A 23889-nucleotide genomic window follows, 5' to 3' on the forward strand; every position below is an offset into this window, starting at 1 on the left:
CTGCGTGGTTCGGGGTGCCCCCGCCCCCCCCGGGTTTTTTTTATGCCCCTGGGGGGGGCGGCCCCGGGGGGGGCCCCCCCCCCTTCTCGGCGGGCCCCCCCCCCGCCGCGGGTGAGTCCGGCGCTATCGCGCGGTGACGCTCAGCGCGGGTCGTTTCGATCCGGGGTCTCGAACGGCACCACCGGATCGCGCGGGCCGGGGCCCTGCGCGTTGCCGAGCTGCACGCCCGGCGTGCCGTACGGCCCGTAGCTGATGTCGGAGCCGAAAGCCCCGGGGGCCAGGATGTTCGGCTCCGGGCGCGGGTGCACGAACGGCAGTTCCAGGCCCGAGCCCAGGTCGTCCGAGGTGCTCAGCGCGGCCAGGAACAACACCACCAGCACGGTGACCAGCGGCTGCACGATGAGCGCGGGCCAGCCCTCCACGGTCGGGGCGAACTCGACGATGGTGTGCACCGCCGGATTGTCCGGGCGCGGATGCCGCGCTTCGGCCAGCGCCTCCCCGACCAGCCGCATGACCACCGCGCCCGCCAGGGACCCGCCGAGCAGGCCCAGCAGCAGGATCGGGCCGCGCACCCGCCGCCAGCGCCAGGCGGCGGCGGTGCTCAGGAAGGCGGTGGCCAGCCCGAGCAGCACGAAGATCGCGACGCTGTCGAACCGGTGCAGGCTCTCCCCCGTCAGGGCCGCGCCGCGATCGGGTTCGATCACCCACAGCTCCTCGGCCGGGGCCAGGTATGCCCACAGCACACCCGCGAGCCCGCTCACGACCACCAGGGCGCCGAACACCACCGCCGCCGCGCGCACTTCGCGCGCCAGCATCGCGGAGGAGTCCGCCGACGGCCCGGCGGCGGTGAATGTGGTTGCCACTAGCGGCGTTCCAGGCTGCTCGAATCGAGCACCCCGTGCCGGGAGCACTTGGCCCACCAGCCGTCGGGGCTCACCTGCACGACCATGCGGCGGCCGCAGTGCTCACAGAACCGCGGCGGCTCCAAACCCAGGGCGGCGGCGGTGGGCATCGAATCCTCGAGGCCCGGCACCACGCGCTTGCCCGTGTAGGGGTTGTAGCGCTCCTCTATTTCCACGACCACCCCAATGATTTCTCAGTGTCGATTTATCGGCGTCGATGCCGGCCGTCGCGACGGAGTACGCCACGACCGAGCCGCGCCGCCGTCACCTGTACGGTACCGGCTGCGCAGGCGAATTCGGCGTCAGAGTGTCTCGTTGAGCGCCTTGATCGGCATCTTGAGCTCGCCGAGCAGATCGAGGTCGGCTTCGGCGGGGCGGCCCAGGGTGGTCAGGTAGTTGCCGACGATGACGGCGTTGATGCCGCCGAGGATGCCCTGCTTGGCGCCCAGGTCGCCGAGGGTGATCTCGCGGCCGCCGGCGAAGCGCAGCATGGTGCGCGGCAGCGCGAGGCGGAAGGCGGCCACGGCGCGCAGGGCGTCGGCGGCCGGGAGCACCTCGAGATCGCCGAACGGCGTGCCGGGGCGCGGGTTCAGGAAGTTCAGCGGCACCTCGTCGGGCTCGAGTTCGGCCAGCTGCGAAGCGAATTCGGCACGCTGCTCGAGCGACTCGCCCATGCCGAGGATGCCGCCGGAGCAGACCTCCATACCGGCCTCGCGCACCATGCGCAGGGTCTCGTAGCGCTCCTCGTAGGAGTGAGTGGTGACCACCTTCGGGAAGTGCGACTTGGCGGTCTCGAGGTTGTGGTTGTAGCGGTGCACGCCCATGGCCGAAAGCTGGTCGACCTGCGCCTGATTCAGCATGCCGAGCGAGCAGGCGACCTGGATGTCGACCTCGTTGCGGATGGCCTCCACGCCGGCGGCGACCTGCGCCATGAGGCGCTCGTCCGGGCCGCGCACGGCGGCGACGATGCAGAACTCGGTCGCGCCGGACTTGGCGGTCTGCTTGGCGGCCTCGACCAGGCTCGGGATGTCGAGCCAGGCGGCGCGCACAGGCGACTGGAAAAGGCCGGACTGCGAACAGAAGTGGCAGTCCTCGGGGCAGCCGCCGGTCTTGAGGGAGATGATGCCCTCGACCTCGACCTCGGGGCCGCAGTGCTTCATGCGCACCTCGTGCGCCAGGCTCAGGGTCTCCTCGAGCCGGTCGTCGCCGAGCTGCAGGACACGCAGCGTCTGCTCCTGGGTGAGTCCGATGCCGCGCTCGAGCACCTGCTCGCGGGCGATGGCGAGGATGTCCTCACCGGCCGCGGTGTCGGCCTCGGTACGGACGGCTGCCTGGGTCATGCGCGCGAATCCCTTCGTCCGGCCGATGTGGCCGACCAACTTGAACGGTGTTCAGGGTAGGCTAGCAGTCCGCAGAGTGAGCCGGAACACGAAGGGGCAAGGTTTCAGTGCAACTGCACCGCACGGACGTGGTCGACGGGGCCATCGCCATCCTCGACCAGTACGGGCTCGCCGACCTGACCATGCGGCGGCTCGCGGGCTCGCTGCACGTGCAGCCCGGGGCGCTGTACTGGCACTTCCCCAACAAACAGGCGCTGCTCGGCGCGGTCGCGGACCGGGTGCTCGCGCCCATGGACGAGCCGGTGGAGACCACCGAATGGTCCGGGCAGATCACCGAATTGGCGCATCGGCTGCGCTCGTGCCTGCTCGCCTACCGCGACGGCGCGGAACTGGTCTCGGCCACCTACGCCTCCCGACTGACCACCAGCAAGGGGCGGGAACGTATGGCGGGGGCGGCGATTCGCGCGGGCATGACCCGCGAGGAGGCCGAACTCGCGGCGTTCACGCTGCTGTACTACGTGCTCGGGCAGACCGTGGACGAGCAGTCCCGGATGCAGATGGACTCCGCGGGCGCGCTGGCCGAGGAGAGCTCGCCGCTGTACGACACCCCGGATGCCACCGCCCGCTTCGACTTCGGGCTGCAGCTGTTCATCAGCGGCGTACGTCACCTGCTTGGTTCGCGCGTGCGCTGAGCGTCCGGCGTGACCGGCGCCGCCGCCGCGTCCCGCTGCACCCGGTGCACGAACGGCACGATCTGGTGCTCGATCACGTCGTTGTATTCCTCGGGCTGCTGAATCGGGTTGGCGTGCCGGGTTTTCCGGGTGGTGACCACGAGCAGGGTGCCGTTCACGCCGCCGGCGTGCTCGATCAGCACGCGGTGCGAGTACTCGACGTCGACGATCGGATCGCGGGAGGCCGCGCGCGGGCGGATGAACACGATGGCCGGACGCTGTTCGCCCGGAACGGGTTCGGTCAGGGTGCGCAGGTCGTCGATCGCGCCGCCCGCGACGATGGCCCGGAACTGCGCCTCGATGAGGCCGTTGCTGGCGGTGTCGGTCTCGAGGATCTTGTCGTGCAGAACCTCGTCCAGCACCTTGCCGAGCCGATCGAAGCGGATGCCGTAGCGGCCGCCGCCGCTGAAACGTTCGTGGCGGGCGTAGGTTTCCACGGCGAAGCGCAGCAGGCGGCTCTCGCGAGCGCCGGGGATCCAGCCGGTCCAGCGGGCCAGGTTCTCGCCCTGGCTGCGACTCTCCGCGCGCACGGCGTGCAGATCCACCGGTGTGCAGTCCAGGATGACCGCCAGGACGCGGTGCTCGCTCTCGGTGTAGATGTGCTCGGCGACCTCGAGCGCGATGACCCCGCCCATGCTGTGCCCGGTCAGGACGACGTTGGGCACGTGGGCGGCGTCGGTGACCTTGACGATGAGATCGGCGATGACCTTGGTGTCGATACCGCTGTTGTCGTAGCGCACCGCCCACACCGATCCGAGCCCGGCGAGCGAGGGCAGCGCCCGCGCGGTGTCGGTGGCGTCCAGCACGCCCAGCCCGACCAGGTCGAAGACGGCGGTGTCGGCCACCCGCGGGTTCGACGGCCCCGAAATGGGGATGACCGCCGGTTCGGTGTGCGCGAGCCGCACCCGTTCCGGGGTCACGTCCAGCCACCAGTACTGCGCGAATATCCCCAGCAGCACCAGCGGAATCAGGCTCAGCCGCAACCCGATCCGGGCCCGCCGCCCCCACCCCCGCCCCAGCCTGGTTTCGCGCAGCCGGGCCCGGCGCCGAGCGTCGTCGTACTCGGCGCGCGTGGACGGGTGTGGATATCCCGGCAGCGCCATACCAATCCACAGTAGGCACGCCCCCGCCGCCCGCGCACCCACCGGCAGCGCCCGGGCAGCGAAAAGCCCACGTCACTCCCGAAGGCGACAAATCTCACCACCCGGCGGCCACGCATCCGGACCGGCGGCCGCGGCACGCCCCGGTTGGCATTCCGCTAAATATGACCGGGCTCGAGCAGCCGAGCCCTAGCGACCGCAGCGCCGATCGCCGCGGCAAGGCGGGACGTCCACGGGTGACCCCCGCTCATCGGATTCGAGCCCAGCCATCCGATATCGCCCGCGGCAACCCCTCCTGGCCGGAACGGTTCGAACACCGAGCGGTCGATCGTGGAACGACCAGAAAGTGGTGCGTCACGGACGATTCGGTCCAAGCGCGGCGAGTTTTGTGCGATGCGGGGGCGAGTGGAATGTGCCGAATTACGCGCTAGGCAGGGGTGGTGCGGTGGTTACGCGTTATTCGGGGGTGGTGCGGTGGCCGTCGGCTCGGGAGTGGACAGGTCGGGCTCGGGTCGGATCGGCGGTGGGGCGACGGGCACGGACGCCCGGATCGAGGCGGGACTCGTGGGCCGCGGGAGTTCCGGATCGGGGGCGATAGCGGTGAGCGGCGGCACCATACGCGGGTCCGTGCCGGGTGCGGGTCCAAGCGCGGCCGTCGGGTCGGGGGTGGTGACGGACGCGGAGCTTACCGCCGCCGCCGGGTCGGTGGGCGCGGATGCGTGCACGACCGTGATCACGTCGGCGGGGGGCGCCGCGGCCAGGGTGGCGAATTCCTCCGGGGTGGGGGTGTTCTCGGTCAGGGTGGCGAGTTTCGCCAGGGCGCGGCGGAAGCCGACGGCGGTGTCGGCCGTCGCGAGGGCGGCGGGCAGGTTGTCGTGGCGGACCGTCACGCGGGTGCCGCCGGGGGCGTCGGAGAGGGTGTAGGTGAGGGTCGTTTCGCCCTGGAGAGCGGGGTGATCGGTTTCGAAGCGCAGGGTTTGGACCACCTCGGTGTTCGGGACGAGGCGGGTGAAGCGGCCGTGGAAGGTGTCGGTGCGGTAGCGATCCGCGTCGATCGGGTGGGGATGGGTCAGCGAGATTCGGAAGCGACCGCCCACCCGGGGCTCGAACTCGTGGACGCGGCCGGTCATGCCGTCGGGCACCATCCAGGTGCGAACCGAGCGCGCATCCAGCAGGGCGCGAAAGACGTTCGGGCGGGGTGCGCCCACGAACCACTCGACACGGGTGGAGGTCACGGCGTCACCCTACGCCCGAGCGGTCGCTCCGGAGGGGACTTGGAGTGGAGTGTTCGCAGGTCAGAAGTGGTGCGGTGGTGGCTATTCTGCGGGCCGCAGGTACGTATTCGCCCATTGCGGGTCGAACCAGGCGGGGGCGGCGGCGGTGAACTCGGCCCGCGACCACGCACCCGATCCGGCGGGCAGCACGCCGGCGATCTCGTGCCCGGTGACCGCCGGCAGATCGGTGCGATTGCACTCGGACGCCAGATCCGGGATCTCCGGCCACGATCCGATGACCAGACCCGCGCACCGCACCCCCGCGGAACGCAGCGTGCGCGTGGTCAATTCGGTGTGATTGAGCGTGCCGAGCCCGGCGGCGGCCACCACCAGCACCGGCGCGCCGAGTTTCTGCGCCAGATCCAGCAGGGTGAATTCGCCCATGCGCACGAGCAGTCCGCCCGCACCCTCGACGAGGGTGAGATCGGCGTCGGCGCACGCCTCGATGGCGGCGGCCGTCTCGGCGAGGGTGAGCAGCGGCTGCCCGCAGCGCCGCGCGGCGGTGTCGGGCGCGAGGGGATCCGGGTAGCGCGCCAGTTCCACGGTGCGGGTGACCCCGCTGAGCCGGGTGATCTCGGCCAGATCGCCGGGTTCGCCGGGGGCGATACCGGTTTGGGCGGGTTTGACGACCGCCACTTCGGCCCCGCCGGCCCGCGCGGTGGCGGCCAGGGCCGCGGTGACGATCGTCTTGCCGACATCGGTCGAGGTGCCGGTTACGAAGAGCAGGCTCACGCGGGGATCGCTTTCATCGTCGGATACCGGAATCGTCGCGCACCGGGCACGACAGCGGGACACGGCCGCCGGCGGGCCGCACGGGTTCGCGCGGAACCGCCTCCGGCCGACCGCACATCCGCCGATTCGGGAGTGCTCACGCGGGAACGGACGTGCGGGCGCGGGCCGCGGCCAGGACCTCGGTCAATACCGTGGCGATGGTGGCCAGTTCCGGTTCGGTGAGGTTGGCGCGGGCGGTCAGGCGCAGGCGCGAGGTGCCCTCGGGGACCGACGGCGGGCGGAAGCAGCCGACGCTCAGGCCGCGGGCCCGGCAGGCCTGGGCCGCGTCGTAGGCGACCTGGGCTTCGCCGAGCACCACCGAGACAACGGCCGAATCAGGTTGCGGGACACCGGCGATGCGGGCCAGATCGTCGGCCCGGGCCAGCACGCGCCCGGCCATCTCCGGATCCGCGCGCAGCACGCGCAGGGCCGCGCGGGCCGCGCCGACCGCGGCCGGGGCCAGGCCGGTGTCGAAGATGAAGGTGCGGGCGGTGTCGATGAGGTGCGCGCGCACACGCTCGGCCGCCAGCACCACACCGCCCTGTGCCGCAAAGGCTTTGGACAGGGTCGCGGTGATGATCAGATCCGGTTCCCCGGCCAGGCCGCACTCGTGCACCAGCCCGCGCCCGCCGTCGCCGCGCACGCCGAGACCGTGCGCCTCGTCCACGATCAGGATCGCGCCGTTGGCCCGGGTCACCCGGTGCAGCTCGGCCAGCGGGGCCAGATCGCCGTCGGCGCTGAAGACCGAATCGGTGAGCACCAGGGCGCGTTCCTCGGTGCGGTCCGCGAGCAGGCGGTCGATGGTGACCACGTCGCGGTGCGGGGCGATCTCCACCCGCGAGCGGGACAGCCGGCAGGCGTCCACGAGCGAGGCGTGACTGCCCGCGTCCGAGACCACCAGCGCGCCGCGCCCGGCCAGCGCGGTGACCGCGCCGAGGTTGGCGGCGTAGCCGGAGGCGAAGACCAAACCGGTCTCGGCGCCGGTGAATTCGGCCAGTTCGGCCTCGAGCAGTTCGTGTTCGGCGGTCGTGCCGGTCACCAGCCGCGATCCGGTCGAACCGGTGCCCCAGCGCCGCACCGACTCGATGGCGCCGGCCACCACCTCCGGGTGGTGCACCAGCCCGAGATAGTCGTTCGAGGCTAGATCGATGCTCGGCGATTCGGGGGCACGCGCGCGCAGCTCCCGGCGCAGTCCGGCGTCCACCCGCTCGGCCGCGCGCTCGTCCAACCATCTCAAGGGATCGGCACTCACAGCTCCGCAGCATACTTGAACACCGTTCAGGACGCATGCTCGGGTGCACGACGGCGCTATGCTGGAGGCCCTAAGGAGGCTGCGCGATGCCACGATGGGCAATAGTGGTCGAGCAGACGACCGGATTCGGCGAGTCCAAGAATTGGTCCCCGAAGATCCTCGGCGAAGTGGTGGGCACCCGCGAACAAGCACTCGCCAAGGTCCCCGATCTCGTCTCGAAATTCATCCCCGATCATCCGAAGTTGATCAGCCGGCGCACGATCCTGCGCGACGGCGACACCTACATGCTGATCGCCCGGGGCTGGTCCGACGAATTCCACTGCGTCTTCCGCGTGTGGGAAGTGCTGTCGGACAGTGAGAATCCCGAACGGAACCGCGAGAAACGCGCCAGCCGCTGAGCGCACACTCGCACCTCTCGGCCGCGTAAGGGCCGCGGCCGAGCCCACCCCCCGCGATGCCGCCGTGCCCGGAAACAGTCGAGCCACCCGCAAATACACTGCGGGACAGCGCATCCGGACGCCGGACGCGGTGATCGGCGACCACGAAAGTGCCGACCGGTCGCATTCGATCCCTACCCCGGCCCCCACGGCGACCGAATCGACCGGCCCGCAACGCATCCGGGCCGCGGCCGGGTCAGGCGGACGCGGCGGCGAGGATGCCCGCGGTGATCCGGGCCACGTCGTCGGGGGTGCTGATGAACGGGGGCATCGTGTAGATCAGGTTGCGGAAGGGGCGGAGCCAGACGCCCGCGTCGACGGCGGCCGCCGTCGCCTTGCGCATGTCCACCGGGTGGTGCAGTTCCACGACGCCGATCGCGCCCTTGATGCGGACATCGGCGACCGCGGGGAGGGCCGCCGCCTCGGAAAGACCGGTGCGCAAAGCGGATTCGATCATCGCGACCTCGCCCTGCCAGTCGCGCGCGAGCAGCAGTTCCAGGGACGCCACGGCCACCGCGCAGGCCAGCGGATTGCCCATGAAGGTCGGCCCGTGCATGAGCCCGCCGTGCGAGCGGCTGATGGTCTCGGCGATCCCGGTGGTGCACAGGGCGGCGGCCAGGGTCAGGTAGCCGCCGGTCAGGGCCTTGCCCACGCACATGACATCGGGGGTGACCCCGGCGTGGTCGGCGGCGAAAAGCCTTCCGGTGCGGCCGAATCCGGTGGCGATCTCGTCGAAGACCAGCAGCACGCCGGCGGAGTCACAGATCCGGCGCAGGTCCGCCAGGTAGCGCGGGTCGTGGAAGCGCATGCCGCCAGCGCCCTGCACCACCGGTTCCACGATCACGGCCGCGAGTTCGCTCGCGTGCGTGGTGATCAGGCGTTCGAGCTCGGCGGCGTAGGCCGGGTCGTAGTCCGCCGGCGGCGCGGGGGCGAAGATCTGCTCGGCCATGACGTCGGTCCAGAGCGAGTGCATGCCGCCCTCGGGATCGCACACGCTCATGGGGGTGAAGGTGTCGCCGTGATAGCCGCCGCGCCAGGTGAGCAGGCGGCGCTTGCCCGGACGGCCCAGTGCGCGTTGATATTGCAGGCACATCTTCACCGCGACCTCCACCGACACCGACCCGGAGTCGCAGAGGAAGACCTTGTCCAGGCCGCCGGGGGTGAGCTCGACCAGCAGACGCGAGAGCCGCACGGCCGGTTCGTGGGTGAGCCCGCCGAACATCACGTGACTCATCCGCTGGGACTGCGCGAGCAACGCGGCGTCCAGCACCGGGTGCCGGTACCCGTGGATGGCCGCCCACCACGAACTCATGCCGTCCACCAGTTCGCGGCCGTCCGCGAGGGTGAGCCGGGTGCCGGCGGCCGAGGCGACCACGAGCGGTTCGGTCGTTGCCGGAAATCCGCCGTAGGGATGCCACACGTGTGCCGCGTCCAGCGCGGTGAGCTCGGCGGCGGACAGCGCGCCCGCGGCGGCGGCAGCGGCGCGGACCTGGGTCTCGGGAATCGCGGCCACGGCACTCCTTCGCAAGGCGACACGCCCGCGCCGGTCCCCGGCGGCAGGCTTGAACGGCGTTCAAGTTACCACGAGGTGGTGCGAAGTCCGGCGAATCCGGCCGCTGACCGGGCACTGTCCCGTACCGTTTGACCAAGTCAATGAACGGGGGTCGCCATGGCGTCGGATACCGGAAGCTCCTACACCGGGGCCTGTCACCCCGCCGCCGATCCCGATGTCGCCGCCGCGCACATCGCCGCGGTCCGCGCCTTCAACCGCAGCTACACCCGCGTCGTCGGGGCGCTGCGGCACGGCGTGCTCGGCACCGACTTCTCCCTCACCGAGGCCCGGATACTGTTCGAGCTGGCCACCTTCGGGGCCGCCGAGGTGGTGGATCTGCGCCGCGTCCTGGACCTGGACGCGGGGTACCTGAGCCGCATCCTCACCCGCTTCCAGGCCAAGGACCTGATCGCGCGCAAACGCTCGGACGTCGACGCCCGCCGCCAGGTCGTGGAGCTCACCGACACCGGCCGCGCGGTCTTCACCGAACTGGACAAGCGCTCCCAGCAGGACATCGGCGAACTACTGCACCCGCACTCCCCCGCCGTCCGCGACCGGCTGGTCGAGGCCATGGCCGTCATCGAGGCCATTCTGGACGGCGAAAACCCGGGCGGCACGCCACCATCCGGTCGCGCGGACACGGTCGCCGCCGGATCCTCCACCCCCGGCGACCGGAACGCCGCTCCGGGCGCGCCGGTTACCGCGCGGTCCGGCGCACCGGTCACCCCGTCCGACGCGGCGGCCACGTCCGGCTCGCCGTTCGCGACCGCCCGGCCCGAATCCGCCGTCACCCTGCGCGATCCCGGTCCCGGCGACCACGGCTGGGTCATCCAGCGCAACGGCGCGGTGTACGCCCGCGAATTCGGCTGGAGTCGGGAGTACGAGGCCCTGGTCGCCCGCATCGTCGCCGATTTCCTCAATTGCCATGAGCCGCACCGCGAACGCGCCTGGATCGCCGAACACCGCGGCGCCCCGGTCGGTGCGGTCTACTGCATGCAGGAGAGCCCCGACACCGCCCGCCTGCGCGTGCTGCTGGTGGAGCCCACCGCCCGCGGCCTGGGCATCGGCAGCACCCTGGTGAACGCCTGCATCGACTTCGCCACCGCGGCCGGCTACCGCGAACTCGCCCTCTGGACGACCAACGCCCAGACCGCCGCCCGCCGCATCTACGACCGCGCGGGATTCCACCTGGTCCAGGAAGACCCGCAGTTCCTGTTCGGCCACAACCTCCTCGGCCAGCGGTTGTGCCGCCCACTCACGGGTCCGCCCGCCTCCCGCTGACCGCCTCCCGCCGACCGCTTCTCACCGACCGCCGCGCCGGTGGCCGAGACCGGCCCACCGCGTACGCGGTCCGGCCCACCGCGTCCCGGCCGTACCCGCCCGCGCACGATCCGCGGGTCTCCCGGGCCCGTCCGCACGGGATCCGCACGGCTCCCGTTCGGGAGTGTGCCGTGGTCGTGGCCCACCCGCGCCGGCCCGAACCCCCTGCGCCGGCACCGTCCACGCGACCGGGCGATCATCTGCCCGCCCCCCGGAGGGCAGCCGACCGAGCGCCCGCTACGGACCGATAGGGTCTGGGCATGGCTCCCGCGACCACCGATTCGGCACCGCTAGGTGTCTGGCCGGGGACCGCCTATCCCCTCGGCGCCACCTATGACGGCGCGGGCACCAACTTCTCGCTGTTCTCGGAGGTCGCGACCCGGGTGGAGCTGTGCCTGATCGGCGCGGACGGGGAAACGCGGGTGCCGCTGGACGAGGTGGACGGCTACGTCTGGCACGCCTATCTGCCCGGGATCGGGCCGGGTCAGCGCTACGGGTTCCGCGTGCACGGCCCCTACGATCCCGCCCGCGGGCTGCGCTGCGACCCGAGCAAACTGCTGCTGGATCCCTACGGCAAGGCGTTCGAGGGTGACTTCGGGGCCGACGTCGCGCCCTACAACTACGGCCAGAACACGCTGGGCCACACCATGACCGGCGTGGTCATCAACCCGTTCTTCGACTGGCAGCACGATCGCGCGCCGCAGCGCGGGTATCACGAGACGGTCATCTACGAGGCCCACGTCAAGGGCATGACCTACACCCATCCCGCGGTACCCCCGGCCCTGCGCGGCACCTTCGCCGGCATGGCGCATCCGGCGATCATCGGCCATCTCGTCCGCCTGGGCGTGACCGCGGTCGAACTGATGCCGGTGCACCAGTTCCTGCACGACCGGCTGCTGCTCGATCGCGGGCTGCGAAACTACTGGGGCTACAACAGTTTCGGCTACTTCGCCCCGCACGCGGAATACGCCGCGGGCACCGCGCCGGGGGCGGCGGTCACCGAATTCAAGGCGATGGTGCGGGCACTGCACGCCGCGGGCATCGAGGTGATACTCGACGTGGTCTACAACCACACCGCCGAGGGCAACGAATTCGGCCCCACCCTGGGCTTCCGCGGCATCGACAACGCCGCCTACTACCGCCTGGTGGAAAACGATCCGCAGCACTACATGGACTACACCGGCACCGGGAACAGCCTCAACGTCCGGCACCCGCACACCCTGCAGCTGATCATGGACTCCCTGCGCTACTGGGTGCTCGAGATGCACGTGGACGGTTTCCGCTTCGACCTGGCCGCCGCCCTGGCCCGGGAACTGCACGACGTCGACCGCCTGGCCACCTTCTTCGACCTCGTGCACCAGGACCCGGTGGTGAGCCAGGTCAAGCTGATCGCCGAGCCCTGGGACGTGGGCGAGGGCGGCTACCAGGTCGGCAATTTCCCGGCCGCCTGGACCGAGTGGAACGGCAAATACCGTGACACCGTGCGGGATTACTGGCGCGGGCAACCGGCGACACTGGGCGAGTTCGCTTCTCGGCTCACCGGATCCTCGGATCTGTACGAGGCCACCGGCCGCCGCCCCAGCGCGAGCATCAACTTCGTCACCGCGCACGACGGCTTCACCCTCGCGGATCTGGTGTCCTACAACGAGAAACACAATCACGCCAACGGCGAGGGCAACCACGACGGCGAGACCTACAACCGCTCCTGGAACTGCGGGGTGGAGGGACCCACCGACGATCCGGATATTCTGGCACTGCGCGCACGGCAATCCCGTAATCTGCTCGCCACCCTGCTGCTCTCCCAGGGCACCCCGATGCTGCTGTACGGCGACGAACTCGGCCGCACCCAGCACGGCAACAACAATGCCTACTGTCAGGATTCACCGCTGTCGTGGATGGACTGGTCGCTCATGGACTCCAACGCCGATCTACTCGAATTCACCCGGCGCGCGGTCGCGGTGCGCGCCGGGCATCCGGTGTTCCGCAGACGGCGGTTCTTCGACGGCAGACCCGCGCCCGAACACGATCATCCCGATGACATCGCCTGGTTCACCCCGTCCGGGGCGGAGATGACCGACGTCGACTGGGAGACCGGCTTCGGCCGATCGCTGGCGGTCTTCCTCAACGGCGACGGCATCCGCGAGCCCGGCCCGCGCGGTGAGCGCATCACCGACGATTCGTTCCTGCTCTGCTTCAACGCCCACGACGCCGCCCTGGAGTTCACCCTGCCCGACGCCGATCACGCCCGCACCTGGTCGGTGGAGCTGGACTGCTCCACCCCCACCGGGCGGCCCGCCGCCGACCTCCCGCTCACCGCCGCCGGGGCGCTGCAAGTGCCCGCACGCTGTCTGCTCGTGCTGCGCCGTACGGCATGATCGAACACGACATGACCAGCACGCCCGAACACCGCACCGGCCCCATCGCCCGGCCCTCGCCCGTCCGCAGCACCTACCGGCTGCAACTGCGACCCGACACGCTGAGCTTCGCCGATGCCCGCGCCATCGCCGAATACCTGCAGCAGCTGGGCATTTCGCACCTGTACCTGTCACCGGTGATGACCGCCGCGCGCGGTTCCACCCACGGCTACGACATCACCGAACCGACCACGGTCGCCGCGGCGCTGGGCGGTCCGACCGGGTTCAAGGCCCTCTCGGACGAGGTGCGCGGGCGCGGCATGGGCCTGATCGTGGACGTGGTGCCCAATCACGTGAGCGTCACCGATCCGCGGCAGAACGCCTGGTGGTGGGACGTGCTGCAGCACGGGCGCGACTCCAAGTACGCGCACTGGTTCGACATCGACTGGAGCCCGGCCAACGGCGCGGGCGGGCGAATCGCGCTGCCGGTGCTGGCCAACGAGAACGACCCGGCGGCGCTCTCGGTCGATCGCGGCGGGCTCGAACCCATGCTCGCGCTGCACGACATGCGCTTTCCCATCGCGCCCGGCACCGACGGCGAGAACGCGCTGCGCATCCACGACAAGCAGCACTATCGCCTGGTCAACTGGAAATCCGGGCTGTGCGGATACCGGCGCTACTTCACCGTCGGCGGGCTGGCCGCCATCCGGCAGGAGAACCCCGAAGTCTTCGACGCCACCCATCGTGAGCTGGCGGCCTGGTGCGAACACGACCTGATCGACGGCGTGCGCGTGGACCATCCCGACGGGCTGGCCCGGCCCGCTGAATATCTGGCCAAACTCCGCAAGCTCGTCGGCCCCCATCGCCTGCTGCTGGTGGAGAAGGTCCTCGCCCCGGGCGAAACCCTGGACGGCGCGCTGGCGGTGGACGGCACCACCGGGTACGACACCCTCGCCGACATCGGCGGCGTGCTCATCGATCCGGACGGGGAGAAGATCCTCACCGACCTGTCCCGCACCTTCACCGGGCACGGCAGCGACAAGGCCTGGTTCACCGAGAACGAGCATCGCATCAAGCGCGCGGTCGCCGAGACAATGCTGGTGCCCGAGGTGCGGCGGCTGGTCGCCGCGGTCAAACGCGACGCGCGCGCGGACGCCTTCGACACCATGGCGCTGATCAACGCCACCATCGAGGTGCTCTCGCACATGCCGGTGTACCGCACCGACTACACGCCGCTGGCCGGGCGGGTCAGCGCGGTCATCACCGAGGTGATCCGGCGCAACGCCGAATTGACCGCGCCGCTGCAGGTGCTGGCCACCGCGCTCGCGGTCAACGCCGAAGCCGCCACCCGGTTCCACCAGGTCGGCGGCGCGATCACCGCGAAGGCCGTGGAGGACACCATGTTCTACCGGGCCGCGCGCCTGGTGTCCCTGCAGGAGATGGGCGCGGACCCCACCCGGTTCGGCGACTCCCCCATCGAATTCCACCTGTCCATGGCCGAGCGCGCGGCCCGCTGGCCCGCGACCATGACGACGCTGTCCACCCACGACACCAAACGCGGCGAGGACGCCCGCGCGCGGATCGGAATGCTCTCGCAGGTGCCCGACATCTGGGCGCGCGCGGTGGGCGCGTGGAACGAGATCGCGCCCGGGCCCGACGGCGCGACCACACTGTTCCTGCTGCAGAACATGTTCGGGGCCTGGCCGTCCGACGGCAGACCGGCCGCCGCGGTCCCCGGATTCCGGGAGCGGCTGCATCAGTTCGCGGAGAAGGCCGTTCGCGAGGCCGGGACCCGATCGTCCTGGGAAGAACCCGATGTCGAGTTCGAGAACGCCGTGCACCGCTGGATCGATCAGATCATCGACGGACCGGTCGGGCCGGAGCTGGGCGAGCTGGTGACCGATCTGGCGCTGCACGCCTGGACGAATTCGCTCTCGCAGAAACTGCTGCAGCTGTGCGCCCCGGGCATTCCCGACATCTACCAGGGTTGCGAGCTGTGGGAGGACTCGCTCGTCGATCCCGACAACCGCCGCCCGGTGGACTTCACCCACCGCTCGCTGCTACTGCAATCGCTCACCGGCACACCGGATCTGGATCCGTCGGGCGCGGTGAAGATGTGGATCGTGGCGTACGCGCTGTGGCTGCGCCGGGAACGGCCGGACTGCTTCGTCGGCGGCACCTACACCCCGCTGTTCGCCTCGGGGGATCACGCCGGCAATCTGCTCGCCTACGCGCGCGGGCGGCGCGGTGAGACCCCCGAGGTCATCGTGGCGGTCACGAGGCACAGCATTCGCCTGGACGAGGCGGGCGGCTGGGCCGACACGGTCCTGGATCTGCCACAGGGGCATTGGACCGACCGGCTCACCGGGCACACCTTCTCCGGGCGCTCGCGGCTGGAGAAGCTCTTCGCCCGGCTGCCGGTCGCGCTGCTGGTGCGCTGAGCCCGCGCGCCGGGTTCCGGCGCACCGCGTTCAGCTCCGCGCACAGAGTTCCAGCGCACGCGGTTCCGGTCGACCGGTTCCGGGTGCAGGACCGACAGCAACTAAGCGGCGGATTCGTCGTCGCCCGAGCAATCTCGTTGCGGTACAAGGGCATTCGGTTCCTGTACCGATACGGACACACCCACCGAGTGCGCCGGCGAGGGCGGGCGGGCCGAGTGCCCCGACGAGACGGTTCCTGCCACCGCGCGCACCGCCGGAGACGCCCATTCCACCGCGTACGCATCCGGCGCGGGCGCCCCCGGCACCGCATCCGGCGCGTGTACCCGCGCGGTCGCGCCGACGAAGATCGGGTGCACCGCGGTCCCGGTGGCCGGGGCGACGAACGGCCCGAAGTCGGTGGGCTCGATGAGGTCGGCGGGCACCTCCCCCGCCAGCGCGGCGCGCCAGCGCCGCAGATTCAGCGGCCGGTACTCGGCCGTGGTGTGCGCCGCCGACGCCAGGTAGCTGTCCTGATCGGTGGCGGCCAGCACCCGGCGCCAGGAGTCCCAGAAGAAGCGCGGACTGCGCGGATTGCGCAGCAGGCGAAGAAAATTCAGGACCCGGAAGCCGATCGAGAGCGAGTCGTGCAGCCGTTCGTGCTCGGGCTTGCCCGCGCAGTTGGCCAGCAGCGTGGCCAGCCGGGATTGATCGAAGGCCAGGCCCTCGGCCGCGGCCTCGGCGATCATCCAGCGCAGGGTGATGTCCGAGAGCGCGCATTCGGGATAGCCGCCGCCGATGTCGGAGTGCACGCCCTCGAACCAGACCTGCTTGACCCGATCGGTGCGCCGGTACTTCTCGGCCAGTTCGACCGGCACCTCCCACAGGCACGGCTCGAAGGAGCGGCGGCGCTCGTCCAGGGCGAGCGCCTGGCGCGCGCAGTGCACGCTGCTGGAGAGCCGCACATCGTGGAATCGATGCCGCCAGGCGGTGATTCCCGGAATGCCCATCGCGCCGACGGTGTCGAAAACGCCGAGGAAGTTGATTTTCACCGGATCCGGATAGCAGTGCGCGCGGCGGAATTCGGCCCATTCCGGCGGGTCCGCGTCCATCGGATTCGCTTTGCGCTGCTGATAGATCCGCAGCGCCTCCGGATATTTCCCCGCGATCATGGCGGCATACGTGAGAATGCCGAGGCGATGAATCATGCCGGCCAGGCTGCGTGCGGTATAGGCGCCGCGACTGAAACCGAAGATGAAGATCTCGTCGCCCGGTTCCCAATTCAGGGCGAGTTGCCAGTAGGCGGCGGACAGATTGGCTTCCAGTCCCAGGCCGAATGCCCCGCCCAGCAGCCGATCGGAGGCGAAGCCCCGGGCCCCGGGCCCGGAAATGTAGTAAACCCGTTGTCCCACAGGCTCACCGGCGCCGTCGGTGCCGGTCAGGCATACCGTCTGCGCGATCTTCACGATGTTCGATACCGTGCTGCTGGACTCGGCCTTCCAGGTGCCGTCGCAACACACCACAAGCCTTTTCATGAACCGATCCTCCACCCCTGGATAGTCGTCCCACACGCGTAGTCGACTACTCGACTCATCGGGGAGAATCCCCGCGGGCGTTAGCCCGTCCCCCGGGAAAACCGCGCAATCCCCCTGACAGCATGCGGCAAAAGCACCGTCGGCGCACGAGAATATCCCACCGTGCGCGACTCGGCGGTGGAGAACGGCAAACGCGCCGTCGATGCGGAGAGTCGGCGAAAATGTCCGTCCCGCCCCGGAATCCGGGGCGGGACGGCGCGACTCAGGTGAGGTAGCGGTACGCGGGTGAACCGGGTTCGAGGCGATCGCCGCGAATCGGGGATTCGTCCATCCGCTTCTGCAGCGGCTCGAGCCCGTCCGGCGTGCCCAGTTCGATGCCGACCAGGGCGGCGCCGGTTTCCCGGTTGTTGCGCTTGACGTACTCGAACAGGGTGATGTCGTCGTCCGGGCCCAGCACCTCGTCGAGGAAGCGGCGCAGCGCGCCGGGCTCCTGCGGGAAGTCCACCAGGAAGTAGTGCTTCAGGCCGCGGTGCACGAGGGAGCGTTCGATGACCTCGCCGTAGCGCGAGACGTCGTTGTTGCCGCCCGAGAGCAGGCACACCACGGTCGAGTCCGGGGCCAGATCGATCTCACGCAGCGCCGCGGCGGCCAGCGCGCCCGCCGGCTCGGCGACGATGCCCTCGTTCTGGTACAGCTCGAGCATGGTGGTGCAGATCGCGCCCTCGTCGATCGTCATCATGCGGAAAGCGCCTGCGCCGCCGACGGATTCGGTTGTGGTGAGCAACGGCAGCGAGGCGTGCGAGCGGGCCTGCCCGCCCAGCCGCGCCACCGCGGTGTAGGGCACCGCGCCGATCCGGCGCACGGCCGCGCCGTCCACGAACGGATCGATCTCGGGCAGGGTGACCGGACCGCCCGCGACCATGGCCGCGGTCATCGAGGCCGCACCCGCGGGCTCGACCCCCAGAATCGCGGTCCGCGGCGAGCGTTCCCGCAGATAGGTGCTGACACCGGCCAGGCAACCGCCGCCGCCCACCGGCACGATCACCAGGTCGGGGGCGCGGTCGAGCTGTTCCAGGATCTCCGCCGCGATGGTGCCCTGCCCGGCCGCGGTGCGCGGATCGTCGAAGGGCGGGACCATGGTCGCGCCGGTGCGCGCGACGTCCTCGACGGCCGCGGCCGCGGCGGCGTCGTAGGTGTCGCCGACCGCGATGAGCTGGACGTAATCGCCGCCGTGCACGCGGATGCGATCGCGCTTCTGCTTGGGGGTGGTCGTGGGGACGTAGATGCGGCCGGTGATGCCCATCGCGTTGCACGCGAAAGCCACGCCCTGGGCGTGGTTTCCGGCGCTGGCGGCGACCACGCCGGCGGCGCGTTCGGTGGCGGTGAGCTGAACGATGAGGTTGTACGCGCCACGCAGCTTGTACGAGCGCACGGCGGTGAGGTCTTCCCGCTTGAGGTAGACCTCGGCGCCCGTGCTCGCCGACAGCCGCGCGATTCGCTGCAGCGGTGTCGGCTCGATAATGTCGGAAATTCGCTTCGCGGCGGCATCGATCTCGTCCGCGCTCAACTCGGGCACGGAACTGGGCACTTTCTCTGCTACTGCGAGCGGATCCGACACCCGACACATGGTACTGAGCCGGGTCGGGCGGCATCGCGGCGACCGGCGAACGCACGATCCCGAACGCGCGATCGTGAACTCGCCGCCCGGGCCCACGATGCTGCCCGCGCGCGTGCACACGATGCCGCCCGCGCGCCACGATGGGGACGCGCGGGGCGGCGAGTACCGAAATCCGGCGAGGTCAGTCGCGGGGAGTGAGCACGAAAACCGGAATCACGCGATCGGTCTTCTTGGTGTAGTTGTCATAGTCCGGCCACACCTCCGCCGCGCGCTTCCACCATTGCTCGCGCTCGGCGCCGGTCACCTCGCGGGCGGTGTAGTCCTTGACCACCGCGCCGTCCCGCAGGTCGACGTGCGGGTCGGCCTTGATGTTCCAGTACCAGACGGGATGTTTGGGGGCGCCGCCCAGGGAGGCCACGACCGCGTATTCGCCGTCGTGTTCCACCCGCATCAGCGGCGTCTTGCGGAGCTTGCCGGATTTCGCGCCGCAGGTGGTGAGCAGGACGACGGGCTTGCCCTGCATGGTCGCACCCTTGGCGCCGTTCGATTCCTCGTACCGTTCGGCCTGTTCGCGCGCCCAGGCGGTCGGACTCGGTTCGTACTCTCCTGTGAGTGGCATGAAAGATGCCAACGAACTCGGTCGCTGTGTTGTTCCCGACAGAAAAGTTCGCTGGACCGAACTTTTCTTCTTCGATACCCTGAAGAGATGGCAGTGGTTCACCCGATTCGAGACACCCGCACCCGTGTGCACGGCGCGACCGTGGGCATCGCGGGCTCGGCGTGGCCGGTCTTCAAGCTCGAGGCCCTGGGCCTCGGCCTGGCCGTAGCCCTGCTGCTACTGCTCATCACCGGCGCCGCGCAGACCGCCGTGCTGGCGGGCGCGACCGTTGCGGCACTGCGCTGGATCGCCGGCGCCGTCCGGCCCGCGAATCACAAGCCCCATCGAGGGTGATCCGCCCCCTCCGACACCCGGCGTTAACTGAAAAGCAACCGTCCGGTTCGTGTCCCGAGCAGGTGTAATACGGTTTTTCTATTACCGTGAGCCGCATGCGGATGAAACCGTTCGGAATGGTCGCGCTGACAGCCGGAGCGGCCATCTGCCTCGCCCCGCCCGCCCAGGCCGACCTCGTCGCCATGGCGCCACACGAGCGGACCTATCAGTCGCTGTTCGGCAGCTTCACCGTGGGAAACCGCGACGAGGTCATCAACCGCATCGCGCCCCTGAACCAGATGGGCACGACCCGTGAGTCACTGGTCAACTCCGCCGCGTACGGGCGCATCGACGGTATGGCGGGCGGCGTACTCAAGACCGGCTACCACGTCGGCTGCGCGGTGAGCATCGGTATCGGCACGCTGGGCGTCACCTCCGCCGAGCCGCTCGGACTCAACCCCGACAACCCGACCTTCTCGGTCGACCCCGGCCCCCTGGCGACGATCAACCTGACCCCCGGCGAGGTGCGGGAGGTCCCGGTCGCGGAGAAGGACCTCGCACCCGGCATCACCGGCACCATCATGATCCGCGACTTCCACCTCGTCGTGAACACGTGCACCGGCCCGGTGAGCATCCGCCAATACACCTACCTCTACGCCAAATCCGCCGAAGTGGACGACAGCGGCGCGGTCTTCGGCGACCCGACCTGGTTGTAGGACAGGCGCTTTCGGCGCAGCGCCACGCGAGCACGGCCGCCGGGGCAGCCGCGCCCGCGCCCGGATCGGCAGGCTAGCCCGCGAGGCAGCCCGGGCCGAGCAGGGCCTTGAGGTCGCCCATCAGCGCCGAGGACGGCGAGACGCGCAGGTTGTCCGAGACCTTGAGGACCGTGGTGCGTTCGCGGGAGCCGATGTGCCGGATGTGGACGTCGGCGGTGCCGGGGTGGCTGCTCAGGACCCGCTTCAGCGCGCTGATCTTGTCGGGGGTGCACAGGCGGGTCGGGATCGTGACCGACATGGGCTTGTCCACGCCGACGTGGGACAGGTCGGGCACCACGAGATCGTTGGCGATCAGCGAGATGCGGTCGTCGCGCGCGGAGACGCGGGCCTTGACCAGGACGATCGCGTCCTCGGTGACATCCATGCCGTAGACCGAGTAGGACTGCGGGAAGAACAGCACCTCGATGCCGCCGGAGAGGTCCTCGAGCTGCGCCGAGGCCCAGGCCAGGCCGTTCTTGTTGACGCGGCGGGTGACGCTGGCGAAGATGCCGCCGATGGTGACCTGGTGGCCGTCCTTGATATCGCCGCCCAGGATGGTCGGGATGTTCGTATCGGACTGTGCGGCAAGCACATGCTCGACGCCGTTGAGCGGATGGCCGGACACGTACAGGCCCAGCATCTCGCGTTCGAGGGCGAGCTTGTGCTTGGTCTCCCACTCCTCGTCGGGGACCTTCACGTTGAACACGCTCGCCATGGAATCGTCGTCGTCCAGACCGCCGAAGAGGTCGAACTGGCCGATGGCCTCGGCCTTCTTGGTGGACATGACCGCGTCGACCGCGTCGGAGTGGATCAGCAGCAGGCCCTTGCGCGGATGCCCGAGCGAATCGAAAGCGCCCGCCTTGATGAGGGATTCGATGACCTTCTTGGAGCAGGCGGTGGCATCGACCTTGTTCAGGTAGTCGGAGAAGTCGGTGAACTTCGACTTCTCCTTGCGCGCGGCGATGATCGAGGAGACCACGTTCGCGCCGACGTTGCGGACCGCGCCCATGCCGAAGCGGATGTCGTGCCCGACCGAGGCGAACTCGATCTCGGACTCGTTGACGTCCGGCGGCAGCACCTGGATGCCGAGGCGGCGGCAGTCCGAGAGGTAGATCGCGGCCTTGTCCTTGTCGTCACCGACCGAGGTGAGCAGACCGGCCATGTACTCGGCCGGGTAGTTGGCCTTGAGGTAGGCGGTCCAGAACGACACCAGGCCGTAGCCGGCGGCGTGCGACTTGTTGAACGCGTAGCCGGCGAACGGAAGGATGGTGTCCCACAGCGCCTTGATGGCGGGCTTGGAGAAGCCGTTGGCCAGCATGCCCTCCTCGAAGCCGACGAATTCGGCTTCCAGGATCTCGGCCTTCTTCTTGCCCATGGCGCGGCGCAGAATGTCGGCTCGGCCGAGGGAGTACCCGGCGACCTTCTGCGCGATCTGCATGATCTGCTCCTGATACACGATCAGGCCGTACGTGTCGCCGAGGATCACCTTGAGGGGCTCTTCGAGCTCCGGGTGAATGGGCTTGACCTCTTGCCGCCCGTTCTTGCGGTCGGCGTAGTCGTTGTGCGCGTTCATGCCCATGGGGCCGGGGCGGTAGAGCGCGAGCACGGCGACGATGTCGTCGAAGCCGGTGGGGATCATGCGGCGCAGCAGGTCTCGCATCGCGCCGCCGTCGAGCTGGAAGACGCCGAGGGTGTCGCCGCGCGCGAGCAGCTCGTACGTCGCGGGGTCTTCCAGGGGCAGGGTGTCCAGGTCGAGTTCGATGCCGCGGTTGTTCTTGATGTTGGTCAGCGCGTCGCCGATGACGGTGAGGTTGCGCAGGCCCAGGAAGTCCATCTTCAGCAGGCCGATGGCCTCGCAGGACGGGTAGTCCCAGCCGGTGATGATCGCGCCGTCCTGCGCGCGCTTCCACATGGGGATGGCGTCGATGAGCGGCTCGGACGACATGATGACCGCGCAGGCGTGCACGCCCGCGTTCCGGATCAGGCCCTCGAGCCCGCGCGCGGTCTCGTAGATCTTGTTGACGTCCGGATTGGTATTGATGAGCTCGCGGACCTCGGCGGCCTCTTTGTACCGCTCGTGCTCGGGATCCATGATGCCCGCGACCGGGATGTCCTTGGCCATGATCGGCGGCGGCAGCGCCTTGGAGATCTGGTCGGCGATGGCGAAACCGGGCTGGCCGAACAGCACGCGCGCCGAATCCTTCAGCGCGGCTTTGGTTTTGATGGTACCGAAGGTGATGACCTGTGCGACGCGGTCGCTGCCCCACTTCTCGGTGGCGTAGCGGACCATCTCACCGCGGCGGCGATCGTCGAAGTCGATATCGATATCGGGCATCGACACGCGCTCGGGGTTGAGGAAGCGCTCGAAGAGCAGCCCGTGCGGGATCGGGTCGATATTGGTGATGCCCATGGCGTAGGCGACCAGCGAACCGGCGGCCGAACCACGGCCGGGGCCGACGTTGATGCCGACCGAGCGGGCGTAGGTGATGAGGTCGGCGGTGATGAGGAAGTAGGCGGGGAAGCCCATCTCGATGATCACGTCGAGTTCGAAGTCGGCGCGCGAGAGGTATTCCTGCTTCGGGCCGTTCGGGAAGCGGCGGTCCAGGCCCTTCATGACCTCGTGGCGCAGCCAGCTGGCCTGGGTCTCGCCCTCGGGGACCGGGAAGATGGGCATGCGGTCGCGGTGCGCCCAGACGTCGTCGTAGGACTGCACGCGTTCACCGATGGCGACCGTGTTGTCGCAGGCGCCGGGAACCTCCTCGTCCCAGATCGCGCGCATCTCCTCGGCGGACTTGAGGTAGTAGCCCGAGCCGTCGAACTTGAAGCGGGTGGGGTCGGCCAGGGTCTTGCCGGTCTGGATGCACAGCAGCGCTTCGTGATTGGTCGCGTCCGACTCGTGCACGTAGTGGCAGTCGTTGGTGGCCAGCGGCGGGATGCCGAGCTGCTTGCCGACCATGATCAGGCCCTCGCGCACGCGGCGCTCGATGGACAGGCCGTGGTCCATGACCTCGAGGAAGAAGTTCTCCGGGCCGAAGATCTCCTGCCACTTCGCGGCGGCCTCGAGGGCTTCGCGCTCCTGGCCCAGGCGCAGGCGGGTCTGCACCTCGCCGGACGGGCAGCCGGTGGTGGCGATGATGCCGGCGGCGTGTTCGGCGATGATGTCGGCGTCCATGCGCGCCCACTTGCCGAGCTGGCCTTCCAGGGAGGCGAGGCTGGAGAGCTTGAACAGGTTCTTCAGGCCCTGCGCGTTCTCCGCGACCATGGTCATGTGGGTGTACGCGCCCGAGCCGGAGACGTCGTCGCTCTTCTGCGACGGATCGCCCCACTGCACGCGCTTGGTGTTGAAGCGGGATTCGGGGGCGATGTACGCCTCGATGCCGATGATCGGCTTGATGCCCTGCTTCTTGGCGGAGTTGTAGAACTCCGAGGCGCCGTACATGTTGCCGTGGTCGCTCATGCCCACGGCTGTCATGCCCAGCCGTTTGGCCTCTTTGAACAGAGGCGTGATCTTCGCCGCGCCGTCGAGCATCGAGTACTCGGTGTGGTTGTGGAGATGAACGAATGATCCCGAGGCTGACACGCAGACATACTAAGCGCCCC

19 protein-coding genes are annotated in these 23889 nt (G+C 69.7%); 7 read left to right on the forward strand and 12 right to left on the reverse strand.

Annotation, left to right across the window (positions count from 1 at the left end; translation table 11 throughout):
• Nucleotides 1-140: 140 nt before the first annotated feature.
• The 3 genes from ACFVBH_RS36995 to bioB all read right to left on the reverse strand — a co-directional run bounded on the left by ACFVBH_RS36995 (nt 141) and on the right by bioB (nt 2242).
• Nucleotides 141-863 (reverse strand): DUF2567 domain-containing protein, encoded by a 723-nt coding sequence (locus tag ACFVBH_RS36995; RefSeq protein WP_354991755.1) that lies wholly within the window; start codon nt 861-863, stop codon nt 141-143.
• Nucleotides 863-1084, reverse strand: a complete 222-nt coding sequence (locus ACFVBH_RS37000) for a hypothetical protein (RefSeq protein ID WP_379009948.1) — start codon at nt 1082-1084, stop codon at nt 863-865. Before ACFVBH_RS37000 ends, ACFVBH_RS36995 begins: the two co-directional genes overlap by 1 nt.
• A gap of 120 nt (nt 1085-1204) precedes the next feature.
• A complete protein-coding gene (bioB, locus tag ACFVBH_RS37005) occupies nt 1205-2242 on the reverse strand; it encodes a biotin synthase BioB (protein WP_354991754.1) in 1038 nt (345 codons plus the stop codon).
• 107 nt (nt 2243-2349) lie between these two features.
• Here bioB and ACFVBH_RS37010 point away from each other — a divergent pair, with 107 nt between their 5' ends.
• A complete protein-coding gene (locus ACFVBH_RS37010; protein ID WP_354991753.1) occupies nt 2350-2934 on the forward strand; it encodes a TetR/AcrR family transcriptional regulator C-terminal domain-containing protein in 585 nt (194 codons plus the stop codon).
• Here the strand turns inward: ACFVBH_RS37010 and ACFVBH_RS37015 are convergent.
• From ACFVBH_RS37015 to ACFVBH_RS37030, 4 genes are all read right to left on the reverse strand, one after another.
• The gene (locus ACFVBH_RS37015; protein ID WP_379009033.1) at nt 2907-4076 is read right to left on the reverse strand and encodes an alpha/beta fold hydrolase; all 1170 of its coding nucleotides are present in this window, start codon (nt 4074-4076) and stop codon (nt 2907-2909) included. The two genes, ACFVBH_RS37010 and ACFVBH_RS37015, sit on opposite strands and share 28 nt — an antisense overlap.
• A gap of 446 nt (nt 4077-4522) precedes the next feature.
• Nucleotides 4523-5308: an SRPBCC domain-containing protein gene (locus ACFVBH_RS37020; protein WP_379009035.1), complete on the reverse strand. Its 786-nt coding sequence runs from the start codon at nt 5306-5308 to the stop codon at nt 4523-4525.
• A gap of 81 nt (nt 5309-5389) precedes the next feature.
• Nucleotides 5390-6079 (reverse strand): dethiobiotin synthase, encoded by a 690-nt coding sequence (gene bioD, locus ACFVBH_RS37025; protein ID WP_354991750.1) that lies wholly within the window; start codon nt 6077-6079, stop codon nt 5390-5392.
• 136 nt (nt 6080-6215) lie between these two features.
• Nucleotides 6216-7370, reverse strand: coding sequence for an 8-amino-7-oxononanoate synthase (locus tag ACFVBH_RS37030; RefSeq protein WP_379009038.1), 1155 nt, complete (start codon nt 7368-7370; stop codon nt 6216-6218).
• An 86-nt stretch (nt 7371-7456) separates the two neighbouring features.
• Between ACFVBH_RS37030 and ACFVBH_RS37035 the strand changes: the two genes are divergently transcribed.
• Nucleotides 7457-7768: a hypothetical protein gene (locus ACFVBH_RS37035; protein ID WP_354987238.1), complete on the forward strand. Its 312-nt coding sequence runs from the start codon at nt 7457-7459 to the stop codon at nt 7766-7768.
• Nucleotides 7769-8003: 235 nt separating this feature from the next.
• Here the strand turns inward: ACFVBH_RS37035 and ACFVBH_RS37040 are convergent, their stop codons facing one another.
• Nucleotides 8004-9266 (reverse strand): adenosylmethionine--8-amino-7-oxononanoate transaminase, encoded by a 1263-nt coding sequence (locus ACFVBH_RS37040; protein WP_379009841.1) that lies wholly within the window; start codon nt 9264-9266, stop codon nt 8004-8006.
• A gap of 210 nt (nt 9267-9476) precedes the next feature.
• Here ACFVBH_RS37040 and ACFVBH_RS37045 point away from each other — a divergent pair, with 210 nt between their 5' ends.
• From ACFVBH_RS37045 to treY, 3 genes are all read left to right on the forward strand, one after another.
• Nucleotides 9477-10640, forward strand: coding sequence for a GNAT family N-acetyltransferase (locus tag ACFVBH_RS37045; RefSeq protein WP_379009042.1), 1164 nt, complete (start codon nt 9477-9479; stop codon nt 10638-10640).
• Nucleotides 10641-10939: 299 nt separating this feature from the next.
• On the forward strand, nt 10940-13054 hold the full coding sequence (gene glgX / locus ACFVBH_RS37050; protein ID WP_354987240.1) for a glycogen debranching protein GlgX: 2115 nt from the start codon (nt 10940-10942) through the stop codon (nt 13052-13054).
• Between the two features lie 11 nt (nt 13055-13065).
• Nucleotides 13066-15474: a malto-oligosyltrehalose synthase gene (gene treY / locus ACFVBH_RS37055; protein ID WP_354987241.1), complete on the forward strand. Its 2409-nt coding sequence runs from the start codon at nt 13066-13068 to the stop codon at nt 15472-15474.
• A gap of 101 nt (nt 15475-15575) precedes the next feature.
• On the opposite strand, the gene ACFVBH_RS37060 is transcribed toward treY, so the two are convergent.
• The 3 genes from ACFVBH_RS37060 to ACFVBH_RS37070 all read right to left on the reverse strand — a co-directional run bounded on the left by ACFVBH_RS37060 (nt 15576) and on the right by ACFVBH_RS37070 (nt 19222).
• Nucleotides 15576-16985: a phospholipase effector Tle1 domain-containing protein gene (locus tag ACFVBH_RS37060; protein ID WP_379009049.1), complete on the reverse strand. Its 1410-nt coding sequence runs from the start codon at nt 16983-16985 to the stop codon at nt 15576-15578.
• Between the two features lie 262 nt (nt 16986-17247).
• Nucleotides 17248-18612: a threonine ammonia-lyase IlvA gene (gene ilvA, locus ACFVBH_RS37065; RefSeq protein ID WP_354987243.1), complete on the reverse strand. Its 1365-nt coding sequence runs from the start codon at nt 18610-18612 to the stop codon at nt 17248-17250.
• Between the two features lie 172 nt (nt 18613-18784).
• Nucleotides 18785-19222 (reverse strand): nitroreductase family deazaflavin-dependent oxidoreductase, encoded by a 438-nt coding sequence (locus ACFVBH_RS37070; protein ID WP_379009053.1) that lies wholly within the window; start codon nt 19220-19222, stop codon nt 18785-18787.
• A gap of 87 nt (nt 19223-19309) precedes the next feature.
• On the opposite strand from ACFVBH_RS37070, the gene ACFVBH_RS37075 reads away from it, so the two are divergent.
• Complete coding sequence (locus ACFVBH_RS37075) at nt 19310-19555, forward strand: hypothetical protein (RefSeq protein WP_379009057.1); 246 nt, start codon at nt 19310-19312, stop codon at nt 19553-19555.
• Between the two features lie 95 nt (nt 19556-19650).
• Entirely contained in the window at nt 19651-20250 is a 600-nt protein-coding gene (locus ACFVBH_RS37080) for an MspA family porin (protein ID WP_379009061.1), read from the forward strand.
• Between the two features lie 73 nt (nt 20251-20323).
• Here the strand turns inward: ACFVBH_RS37080 and dnaE are convergent, their stop codons facing one another.
• Nucleotides 20324-23869, reverse strand: a complete 3546-nt coding sequence (gene dnaE, locus ACFVBH_RS37085; RefSeq protein ID WP_354987247.1) for a DNA polymerase III subunit alpha — start codon at nt 23867-23869, stop codon at nt 20324-20326.
• Between the last annotated feature and the right edge of the window lie 20 nt (nt 23870-23889).

Source organism: Nocardia sp. NPDC057668 (genome assembly GCF_042799795.1).
Lineage (GTDB): Bacteria > Actinomycetota > Actinomycetes > Mycobacteriales > Mycobacteriaceae > Nocardia.